At 67.2% G+C, this 11,193-nt stretch carries 8 protein-coding genes; 5 read left to right on the plus strand and 3 right to left on the minus strand.

What is annotated here, in order from left to right; genetic code table 11:
* Positions 1 to 98 precede the first annotated feature (98 nt).
* From L995_RS11555 to L995_RS11565, 3 genes are all read left to right on the plus strand, one after another.
* Positions 99 to 3,596: an AAA family ATPase gene (locus L995_RS11555; protein ID WP_047471811.1), complete on the plus strand. Its 3,498-nt coding sequence runs from the start codon at positions 99 to 101 to the stop codon at positions 3,594 to 3,596.
* Between the two features lie 82 nt (positions 3,597 to 3,678).
* Entirely contained in the window at positions 3,679 to 4,617 is a 939-nt protein-coding gene (locus L995_RS11560; RefSeq protein WP_026062422.1) for a GSU2403 family nucleotidyltransferase fold protein, read from the plus strand.
* A gap of 206 nt (positions 4,618 to 4,823) precedes the next feature.
* A complete protein-coding gene (locus tag L995_RS11565) occupies positions 4,824 to 5,432 on the plus strand; it encodes a hypothetical protein (RefSeq protein ID WP_047471814.1) in 609 nt (202 codons plus the stop codon).
* A 102-nt stretch (positions 5,433 to 5,534) separates the two neighbouring features.
* On the opposite strand, the gene L995_RS11570 is transcribed toward L995_RS11565, so the two are convergent.
* The 3 genes from L995_RS11570 to L995_RS11580 form a co-directional block, all read right to left on the minus strand.
* Positions 5,535 to 5,993 (minus strand): RDD family protein, encoded by a 459-nt coding sequence (locus tag L995_RS11570; RefSeq protein ID WP_047471816.1) that lies wholly within the window; start codon positions 5,991 to 5,993, stop codon positions 5,535 to 5,537.
* Positions 5,994 to 6,106: 113 nt separating this feature from the next.
* Positions 6,107 to 7,171, minus strand: coding sequence for an asparaginase (locus tag L995_RS11575; RefSeq protein ID WP_016452086.1), 1,065 nt, complete (start codon positions 7,169 to 7,171; stop codon positions 6,107 to 6,109).
* Between the two features lie 109 nt (positions 7,172 to 7,280).
* Complete coding sequence (locus L995_RS11580; RefSeq protein WP_047471818.1) at positions 7,281 to 7,787, minus strand: glutathione peroxidase; 507 nt, start codon at positions 7,785 to 7,787, stop codon at positions 7,281 to 7,283.
* 232 nt (positions 7,788 to 8,019) lie between these two features.
* Between L995_RS11580 and L995_RS11585 the strand changes: the two genes are divergently transcribed.
* Positions 8,020 to 8,589 carry a ferritin-like domain-containing protein gene (locus L995_RS11585; protein ID WP_017405563.1) on the plus strand — a complete coding sequence of 190 codons (570 nt, stop codon included), beginning with the start codon at positions 8,020 to 8,022 and terminating at the stop codon, positions 8,587 to 8,589.
* A 163-nt stretch (positions 8,590 to 8,752) separates the two neighbouring features.
* The coding region (locus L995_RS11590; protein WP_047471819.1) for a penicillin-binding protein 1A at positions 8,753 to 11,193 on the plus strand (2,441 nt) is incomplete at its 3' end.

Below are 11,193 nucleotides of genomic sequence, written 5' to 3' on the forward strand. Positions count from 1 at the left end.
GGCCTGGCCCAGGCCCTCACCCGGCGCTACCAGGAGGTGGTGGCCGGGCTTGATGCGCCCCACCCAGGCGCCGGCGAACACGGCGAGGAGGCCCGCGCATGAAGATCCTCACGCTGCGGCTCAAGAATCTCAACTCGCTCAAGGGCGAATGGCGCATCGACTTCACGCAGGCACCGTTCGCGGGCAACGGCCTGTTCGCCATCACCGGGGCCACGGGCGCGGGCAAGTCCACCCTGCTCGATGCCATCTGCCTGGCGCTGTACCACGAGACACCGCGCCTGAAGACCATCTCGGCATCCGCCAACGACCTCATGACGCGCCACACGGCCGACTGTCTGGCCGAGGTCGAATTCGAGGTCAAGGGACAGGTCTACCGAGCCTTCTGGAGCCAGCGCCGCGCACGCGACAGGGTGGATGGCGCACTGCAGGCGCCCAAGGTGGAACTGGCCCGGGGCGACGGCAGCATCCTCAGCAGCCAGACGCGCGACAAGCTCGAGCAGACCGCCGCCATCACCGGGCTGGACTTTCAGCGTTTCACCAAGTCCATGCTGCTGGCCCAGGGCGGCTTTGCGGCTTTTCTGCAAGCCAATGCCAATGAGCGCGCCGGCCTGCTGGAAGAGCTGACAGGCACCGAGATCTACGGCCTCATCTCGCAGAAAGTCTTCGAACGCGCCCGCGACGCCCGCCAGCGCCTGGACCAGCTCAAGGCCCAGGCCGATGGCGTGGAGCTGCTGACACCCGAAGCGCGCGATGCCCTGCAGGCCCAGGCCGACAGCCTGGTGACGGAGCAGGCCACGCTGCAGGCCGACTACCTGCGCACCCAGGCCCAGCACCAATGGCAGCAGCAACTGGCCCAGGCCACCCAGACACTGCAGGCCGCCCGCACCGGCTGCGCAGACGCCGCACAGGCACTGGAGCAGGCCGCGCCAGAACTGGAAAGCCTGGCCCATGACGAGCCCGCGCAGGCGCTGCAGCCGCTGCACCAGGCCTGGCAGCGCAGCACCGCCGCCTGCGATGACAGCCACCAGCAACTGCAGCAACTGCGCGAGCACGAACAGCAGACCCAGGCCCGCCTGCTGCTGCAGCACCGCCATGCCCAGGCCCTGTCCGCCCGCCTGGCCCAGGCTGCGCAAGACACCCTGGCCCGCCAGCAGGCCGAGCACCAAACGCTGGAACAGTTCTGCACCCACCATGCAGCCCATGCCCTGCTGGGCGAGCGCCTGGGCAGCTGGCGCCAGCAGTTCAAGCTGCGCGCCAGCCAGCAACAGCAGGCTGCCCACCAGCAGCAGGCCCTGCGCAAGCTGGATGCCGAACAGGCCCGCATGGCGCAAAGCGTCGAAGCCGGCGCGGCCCAGGTCCAAGCCGCCACCGATGCCCAGGCCCGCGCCAGCGCCGCACTCCAGCACGCGCAGGACGAACAGGCGCAGCGCCTTCAAGGCAGCGGCGGCATGGCCGAGCTGCGCGCGCGCGAGCAGGCAGAGCAGGACCGCCTGCACCTGTGGCGCCAGGCAGAAACCCAGGCCGCGCAGCGCCGCGAACTTGCGCGCCAGCAACAGACACTGGCCCGGGAATTGCACGAAGGAACAGCACTGGCGCAGCAGCAGACGGACACCTGGCAAGCCCTGCGCACGCGCTACATAGACGTGCGAGAACAGGTCCGTGACAAGCAAAAACTGCTGGCCCAGGAGCAGCGCATCCAAAGCCTGTCCGAGCACCGCCACGCCCTGCAGCCCGGCCAGCCCTGCCCGCTGTGCGGCGCGCAAGAGCACCCGGCCGTGGCCGCCTACGAAGCGCTGGACGCCTCGGCCACCGAAGCCGCGCTGCGCCACAAGCAGGAGGAACTCGACGCCCTGCAAACCCAGGGCGAAACCGCCCGCGCCACGCTGGCCGCCACCACGGCCGCGCAGGCGGCGCGCCAGCGCCAGGCCGACGAACTGGAACAGGACATCGCACGCTGGCACGTCACATGGAACGACACATGGCAGGGCCTCACGCAACCCCTGCAACTCGCGCCAGACAGTTGGCAACAGGCCGACACCCTCGCCGCATCGGCCCAGGCCTGCGCCCGGCAGCTGGACACGCTCAAGCGCGCCGTGCAGGCCGCCGAGCAAGGCGAGCAGGCCGTGCAACAGGCCAAGGACGCCGCCCAGCACAGCCGCCAGACACTGCAGACCGCGCAAGGCCAGCTTGCGCTGCAGCAGCAGGCCCTGGCCGACCACAGCGCACGCCGCGAAGAACTGCAGCAATCCATCGCCGGCCTGCAGGCCGAAGCCCAGGCGCTGAACGCGCAGTTGCAGGCTTCGCTCGGCGAGGCCGGCCACACCCTGCCCGACGACGCCCAGCCCTGGCTTGAAGCGCGCGAAGCCGAATGGCAGCACTGGCAGCAGGCCCGGCACGACCTGCAGCAACTGGCCCAATCGATGGCCTTGCAGCGCAAGGAATGCGAGGTGGCCGAGGCCGATGCGCAGCGCTGGAAAAAGCAGTCGGAAACACAGTGGGAGGCACAGTGCGAGGTGCAGAGAACGGCGCAGCACCATCCCGTCGATACGGCTGTGGCAGAGCCGCCTTCACTCCCCATGCCGCCCCTGGAACAGCTGCCGCAGGCCCTGGCCGAATGCGTCAGCGACATCGCCGCTCTCACGCGGCAGCAGGATGCCCTGCAAGGCCAGCAGCAACAGGCCCAGGCCACGCTGGCCCGCCAGCGCGAGGAAGCGGCCCAGGCCGAATCCGCATGGCAGGCCGCCCTGGCCGCCAGTCCCTTTGCTGACGAACCCGCCTACCTGCAGGCCCTGCTCCCCGCACCCGAACGCCAGCGCCTGGTCGCGCTGCGCCAGCAACTGCAGGCGGCACAACAGCGCGCTGCCACCCTGCTCGAAGCCGCACAGCGCGAGCACGCGCAACTGCAGGCCCAGGCCCTGAGCGAGGCGGCGCCCGAAGAAATCCAGGCCCGCCTGCAAACGCTGGAGGAACGCCGCAACGCACTCAGCGAACAACTGGGCGGCGTCCGCACCCAGCTGGCCGACGACCAGCGCCGCCGCCAGGGCCAGCAGGCCCTGTTCGAGCGCATTGCGGCCCAGGCCAGCGACAGCGAGCTGTGGCAGCACCTGGACGGCCTCATCGGCTCGGCCAAGGGGGACAAATACCGGCGCTTTGCCCAAGGCCTCACGCTGGACCACCTGCTGCACCTGGCCAACCTCCACCTGTCGCGCCTGCACGGCCGCTACCTGCTGCGCCGCAAGCCCGAGGGCGAGCTGGAACTGGACATCGTCGACAGCTGGCAGGGCGACACCCCGCGCGACACGCGCACGCTATCGGGCGGCGAGGCCTTCCTCGTCAGCCTGGCCCTGGCCCTGGCGCTGTCCGACCTGGTCAGCCACAAGACCTCCATCGACTCCCTGTTCCTCGACGAAGGCTTCGGCACGCTCGATGCCGACACGCTGGAGATCGCACTCACCGCGCTGGACCGGCTCAACGACAGCGGCAAGATGATCGGCATCATCAGCCACGTGGAGGCGCTCAAGGAACGCATCGCCGTGCAGGTGCGGGTGGAGAAAGGCGGTGGCGTGGGGCATTCGAGGCTGGTGGTTTCTTCGTGATCCGAAGCGTTTCAAAATCTCTTAGGCTGTTGTTTTTAAAAGAATTTCGGTATAAAAGAGAAATTCTCAAAAAAATACCGAAATGCAAGACCTCCAGCCATCAGCGGCCCGCCAGTACATAGACGCCGTATCCACCTTCGAAGCCCTGGAAGAAGCCCGGGATGAAGGGGCTCAAGTACGCGGTGGCATGTATTGGCATGCGGGTCCGGCGTCGTCTCCTCAATCCAGCTACCTGATCCGCACCACGCCTGCGGGCGCCGAAACCAGCCTCGGTCTTCGCACGCCGGAAACCGAAGCCATCTATGAACGCTTCATGCAGCGCAAACAGGAAAGCGCCGAGCGTTTGGCCGGGCTCAAGGCCGCATTGGCCCAGCACCAGCGACTGAATCGTGCGCTGCGCGTAGGCAGGGTGGACCCGCTGGTGGTGGAGCTGCTCAACCGTCTGTCGATCACCGGGCTGAGTCCGCACTTTCGCGTGGTAGGAACGCATGCGCTTTACGCGTACGAGGCAGCAGCCGGCTTGCGGCTACAGGCAGATGCCCTGGCCACGCGCGACATGGACCTGTTGTGGGATACCCGCAAGCGGCTGCAATTTGCCACGCAACTCGCCCGCGTAGACAGCTCCATGCTCGGCGTACTGAAGAAGGTGGACAGCACGTTCCGCCTGCGCAAAAGCCAGCTCTACACGGCCGTCAACAAAGACGGTTTTGAAGTGGACATCATCCGTCGCGAACGTGTGGCAGACGATCCCCACCCCATCAAACTCAGCGACGCCGAGGAAGACTTCTGGGTGGCCCAGGCCAGGCGTGCCAACGTGCTGCTGGATGCGCCACCGTTTTCAGCCGTCATCGTCGCCAGCAATGGAGCCATGGCGCGCATGCATACCGTCCACCCGGCAACCTTCGTCGCGTTCAAGCGATGGATGGCCGGCCTGCGCGAGCGAGAGGCCATCAAGCGCAGGCGGGATGTACTGCAAGCGGACGTGGTGCAAGCGCTGGTGGACGGGTACTTGCCTCTATGAGTGCTTTCGGATACGTCTGAGACCTGTGCAATTTGTGGGCAGGCAGGCCTGGGTTCAACGCACATATGGGAAGTCATTGCGTGCCACTGCTTTGCTCTGCTCTGCAGCTCAATACAGAACTGTCACCAAACTGCCTCCCAACGCCTGCACCATCCTGCGGGCACGGCCTGCCTGGCCGCCGTTCACTCCTTCTCAAGGACCGCTCCATGCAAGTGCGCTTTCCCAATCCCTTCGGCCTGGCCCTGCCCGACGCCCAGGCGGTGCGCGAATACCAGGCCGAGCAAGGCTTCTCCGACGCCTACGCGCAGTTCCTGATCACGCAGAACGGCCTGGACTTCGACCGGCTCGAAGCGGCGCCCGACCGCGAGGACTACCTGCAGGCCGACGACGAGACCGGCGACAACCACGCCTGGCTGCGCACCCTGCACCACTTCCGCGCAGGCTCGGAGCACTGCGACGTGGAGGACCACCAGCGCGAGAACCTGTTTGCCGCGCACTTCATGGTCATTGGCCATGACCCCGGCGGCAACCCCTTCGTGGAAGTGCTGCACGGCGCCTTCAAGGGCCGCATCGGCAGCCTGGACCATGAGCTGTTTGCGGGCTGCGAGGACCTGGAGCAGTTCCTCGAAGAAATGGAACTGAGCGGCTTTGCCGCCGCCAGCGTGGACGAGCAGACCGACATGCTTTGCGACGAAGACCAGGGCCTGATCTGGTTCCACGCCAGCAGCATGGACAGCTTCGTGCGGCAATGCGTGTTCTGCGACGAGGACGGCTCGGGCTTCGTGGTGGACGAGCCGGGGTTGGAAGAGGATTGAGCCACGGGGCGGGCCTTGCCCGCAGCCTGGCAGACAGCCAGAAGGCGTTGAAGCAGGCCGAGGCACAAACGGCCAGCGCGCTGGAGCAGTGCGATATGGATATCAGTGAAACTTCACCGGCTGCACGCCCCGGTGCTTGGGCCTGACCACCACGGTGCCCGCAATCTTGTCGTGCCAGCCTTGCTTGCGCGGGTCAAAGGCCGCCCAGATCAGCCCCAGGCACAGCGGGATGATGGACACGAAATAGGCCAGGTAGCGAATGACGGCCTGCTGTGTGCTCATGTCCGCGCCGGTCTGCGCGTCCACGATCCTGGCGGAGATGATCATCTTGCCCGGCGTCGCCTGTTTCTTGATCCAGAAGATGACGACGGCAATGGCAGGCAGCACCCAGGAGATGACGAAATCGGCCGGGCCGTGCAACAGTTTTTCGGACTCCAGGTATTCCCATCCGTAGATGGAGATCAGGGCCGGCAGCATGAGCACGAGCAGGATCACGGTGTCGATCAGCGCGGCGCCGGTGCGGGCCCAGAAGCCCACGTATTCGAGATCGTCATCCTGCATGGTGCGCCCTGGTTGGCATATGGGGCTGCCAGTGTGCCACCTCGGTGCCCCGCCAGAAATGCCGCGCAAGACCAGGGCCTGCGCGGCAGGGTTGCGGCGGCCTGTCGGTCGAACTAGCGATCGAATACTGCCTGCAGGTCCTTCTGCCCCGTCACGCCGGACTGCAGCGCCAGCATCAGCAGGATCCGCGCCTTGGGCGCGCGCAGATCGTCGGCCATGACGGCGCCGGCCTCGAACGAGGTCTTGCCGCCGCCCTCGAAGCCGTAGCTGGGCATGACGCGGCCGTTGTGCACGCGCGTGCTGACGACCACGGGCACGTTCTTGCCGATGGCGTACTTGGCGGCATCGAGCATGGCGACGTTCATGTTGCCCATGCCCAGGGCGTCGATGACGATGCCCTTGACGCCCCGGTCCACCGCCTGGCGCACGGCCTGGCCGTTGGCGCCGCCGTACATGGGGAAGATTTCCACCTCGGGCATGGTCTGCGCCTGGATGGGCAGGTGCTGGCGGCGCGCGGGGGCGGAGGCGAAGCTGACGCGGTCCGGGTAGACCTCGCCCAGAAAGCCGAATTCACCCGAGCGGAAGGTCTCCACGTTGGCCGTGTGTGTCTTGGTAACGTAGCGCGCGGCGTTGATCTGGTTGTTCATGGCCAGCATGGCGCCCTTGTCGCGCGCCTTGGGGTCCACGGCGATGCGCACGGCGTTGAGCAGGTTGCGCGGGCCGTCGAAGTCGGACACCGAGGCATTGCGCTGCGCGCCGATGAGCACGACGGGCTTGGACGACTGCACGGTCAGGTCCAGCCAGAAGGCGGTTTCCTCCAGCGTGTCCGTGCCGTGCGAGACGATGGCGCCAGCCACCTCAGGGCGGGCCAGCGCGGCCTGTACGGCCTGGGTAAGCTGCACCCAGCGGGCCGGGTCCATGTAGTCGGAGGGCACGTTGGACAGGTTGTTGACCTGGATGCGCGCGTACTTGCCCACGTCGGGCACGGTGGCCAGCAGGTCGTCGCCCGAGATCGCGGGCACGGGCGCGTTCTTGACCGGGTCGATCTTCATGGCAATGGTGCCGCCCGTGGCAATGAACTGGACCACGGGCTTGTCCTGGGCGGCGGCGCTGGTAGCAATCATGGGCAGGGTGCAGGCAGTGAGCAGGGCGAGGGCGGTGCGGCGGAAGGCTTTCACGGGTGTTGTCTCCTTGTTGTGATGTCAAGGAGCATGCTAACCATGGCGTGCGGCCGGCCCGCGCTGCCGGCCCTGCGTGAAACCCTGATGGACAGGCGCGGTCAGCGCATCAAAGCGCCAGCGCGGCCTCGATGTCCGTGGACAGCTTGGCCGGCGCATCCTGCGGCGCATAGCGGCGGATGACCAGGCCGTCGCGGCCGACGAGGAATTTGGTGAAGTTCCACTTGATGGCCTTGGTGCCCAGCACGCCCGGCGCCTCGGCCGTGAGCCAGCGGTACAGCGGGTGGGCGTTGGCGCCGTTGACGTCGATCTTGCCCATGAGCGGGAAGCGCACGCCAAAGTTCAGGTCGCAGAAACTGGCGATTTCCGATTCGCTGCCCTTTTCCTGGGAACCGAACTGATTGCACGGAAAGCCCAGCACCACCAGGCCGCGCTCGCCGTACTGCTCATGCAGCGCCTGCAGTCCTGCGTACTGCGGCGTGAAGCCGCAGGCGCTGGCGGTGTTGACGATGAGCAGCACCTTGCCGCGGTAGTCCGACAGGGGGACGGCCTGGCCCGTGATGGAGGTGGCCTCGAAGTCGTAGGCCGAGCGGGGCGCGGCGGCGGTGTCATTCATGCGGTGCTCCTGAAGTGGAGCATCCATGGTAGCGCCGGGACACCCGGGGGCGCGCTGGCCGGGCATGGGGATGCGGACTTGTCTCACAGACAGCAGGCGGCCAAAAACTTACCTTGGAAGGCAACAGGCGGGCACAGCGGCCCGCCTGGTCCCGTTTCGCTGGCAGGTGTTTACAAGCCGCATAGGCGCATGCCTGCCGTAGTTTCCGTCCCACGATGAAGAGGCCACCTGTATGAACGCCAACAGCACCCCCACGAAGCAAGCCAAATCCAACCCCGGCAACGGCCACCTGGCGCTGGACCCCAAGGCCCTGGAGGCTGCCAAGCGCAGCCTGGACGATGGCGCCGTGACCCCGCATTTCGGGCCCTGGCGCGAGGACATCATCAAGCTGCTCAATGACTCGCTGGCCACCGAACTGGTGTGCGTGATGCGCTACAAGCGCCACCACTTCACGGCCGTGGGCCTGGCTTCGCCCGCCATTGCCGACGAGTTCCTGGTCCATGCCAACGAGGAAATGGCCCACGCCGACAAGCTGGCCCAGCGCATCGTGCAGCTGGGCGGCGAGCCCGACTTCAATCCCCAGACGCTGACCCAGCGCAGCCACGCCGACTACAACGGCGAGACGGACCTGAAGGCCATGATCCGCACCAACCTCATCGCCGAGCGCGTGGCCATCGAGGCCTACAGCCAGATGATCGACCTGATCGGCGACAAGGACCCGACCACGCGCCGGCTGATCGAATCCATCCTGGAGCAGGAGCAGGAACACGCGGACGAGCTGTCCGACTGGCTGGAGAAATAAGCACTTCCCGCCAGTACACGCCAGCCCGACAATACCGGGGCTTGGCCCATAGGCAAGGCACCCCGCGCGAGCGGGGTGCCGCTTTTTTGGGCATTCTCTAGCCTTCGCGGAATGGTCCCGCCCTATCGGCCCTGATGTCCTGTCATCAGGGCCGTCTTGCAATATGCGCTTTTCTTTCAATGACTTGAAGCTGCCCAACGCTGTGCTCGCAGCCTGGCAAAGGCTGCTGGCCAGCCGCATCGGCCAGCGCGTGGCGGCCCTGCCCTGGTGGCACCGCTGGCCCACCCGGCGCGAATGGCTGCTGTTCGCCGCTGCGCTGCCGCTGCTGTTCGCGCTGTATGTGCTGGCCCTGATCCCGTTCACGCCCGGCATCCGCGACATACGCAAGGCCAAGCTGGAGCAGCCCGCCCAGATCATGAGCGCGGATGGCAAGCAGCTCGCGCAGTTCAAGCGCAGCAACCGGCAATGGGTGAAGCTCGACGAGATGTCGCCCTCGGTGATCAAGGCGCTGATCGCCACCGAGGACCACCGCTTCTACGAGCACCACGGCATGGATTGGCGCCGCACGCTGGGCTCGGTGGTGCACACGCTGCGCGGCGATCCGCAGGGCGGCTCCACCCTCACCCAGCAGCTCGCACGCAACCTGTACCCGACCGAGATCGGCCGCGCGCCCACGCTCAACCGCAAGCTCAAGGAGGCGATCACGGCCTTCAAGATCGAGGCGCTCTACACCAAGGACGAGATCCTCGAGACCTATCTGAACACCGTGCCCTTCCTCTACAACGCCTTCGGCATAGAGATGGCGGCGCGCACCTATTTCGACAAGCCGGCCGCGCGGCTGACGGTGCTGGAAAGCGCCACGCTGGTGGGCATGCTCAAGGGCACGAGCTACTACAACCCCGTGCTCAACCCCGACCGCGCGCTGTACCGCCGCAACACGGTGCTGTCGCAAATGGTCAAGCGCGGCGTGCTGCAGGAGGCCGAGTTCGCCCAGCTCAAGAAGCGCCCCATGCGCATCAACTTCGAGCGCCAGGAAGAGCCCCTGGGCATGGCGCCGCACTTCGCGCAGCATCTGCGCAAGTGGCTGATCGACTGGGCCGACCGCAACGACTACAACATCTACACCGATGGCCTGGTGGTGCACACCACCATCGACTCGCGCCTGCAGAACTGGGCCAACCAGGCCGTGGCGCGCCAGACGCGCACGCTGCAGGGCGTGGCCAATGGCGCCTGGAGCCAGCGCGACGGCTGGAACGCCTCCAACCCGCTGGTGCAGCAACTCGTGCGAGAGACCCCCGCCTGGCGTGCCGCGCGCAAACGCGCGGACGGCCAAGGCAAGGACAAGGCAACGGACAAGGACAGCGAGGAAGACACCCTCAAGGCCCTGCTGGCCGACAAGGCCTTCATGAAGCAGCTGCGCGAGGACAAGACGCGCGTGCAGGCAGGCTTTGTGGCGCTGAACCCGGCCACCTCCGAAGTGCTGGCCTGGGTGGGCAGCCGCGACTTCACGCAGGACGCCTACGACCATGTGCAGCAGGCACGGCGACAGCCCGGATCCACCTTCAAGCCCTTTGTCTATGGCGCCGCGCTGCAGCAGGGCGCCACCCCCGACGACAAGCGCGTGGACGGCCCCGTGGAAATCAAGCTGCCCGGCGGCGAAGTCTGGCGCCCCACCGACGCCACGCCACCCACGGGCCGCGAGATGACGCTGCGCGACGCCCTGGCCTACTCCAAGAACACCATCACCGCCGAAGTCATGCAGTCCGTGGGCCCCGCCCGCGTGGCGCGCCTGGCGCGCGCCCTGGGTGTGCGCCAGAGCCCGCTGGACGAAGTGCCCGCCCTGGCCCTGGGCAGCAGCCCGGTGTCACTGCTGGAGATGGTCAACGCCTATGCCAGCCTGGCCCACGGTGGCCGCTGGCTGCCGCCCATGATGGTCACGCGCATCGAGGACGCCGAGGGCAAAGTCATTGCCGAATTCAGCCCGCCCAAGCCCGAGCGCGCGCTGGACGAAGACCACGCCTACGCCCTGGTGGACATGCTGCGCGCCGTGGTGGACAAAGGCACGGCCGTGGCCGTGCGCCAGCGCTACGGCATCCACGCCGACGTGGCCGGCAAGACCGGCACCACCCAGGGCAATGCCGATGGCTGGTTCATCCTTATGCACCCGGAAATCGTCACCGGCGCCTGGGCCGGCTTCAACGACCCGCGCATCACCCTGCGCAGCGACCGCTGGGGCCAGGGCTCGCGCAGCGCCCTGCCCATGGTGGGAGACTTCATGTCCCGCGCCCTGCGCAGCCCCGTCATCGACGCCAAGGCCCGCTTCGAGCCGCCCGAACAAAGCCACTGGTGGTCCGACATGGTCGGCCGCCTGCGGGAACGCATGCAGGACTGGTGGCCTGACCAGCAGCCGCCCGCACAGCCCGGCCAACCCGCCACCCCGGAGCCGGCGCCGACACCTGAACCCGCACCCGAGCCCACGGAGCCACCCGGCCCGGGCCTGTCGCCCGGCGAGGAAATCATAGAAAGCACCCCCGCCCTGCCCGCCCCCAGCATCCCCCTCACCCAGGGCACGCTGGGCCCCACGGACCAGCGCGCAGTGCAGGA

It is taken from the genome of Delftia sp. ZNC0008, from assembly GCF_000799035.1.
Classification (GTDB): Bacteria; Pseudomonadota; Gammaproteobacteria; order Burkholderiales; family Burkholderiaceae_C; genus Comamonas; species Comamonas tsuruhatensis.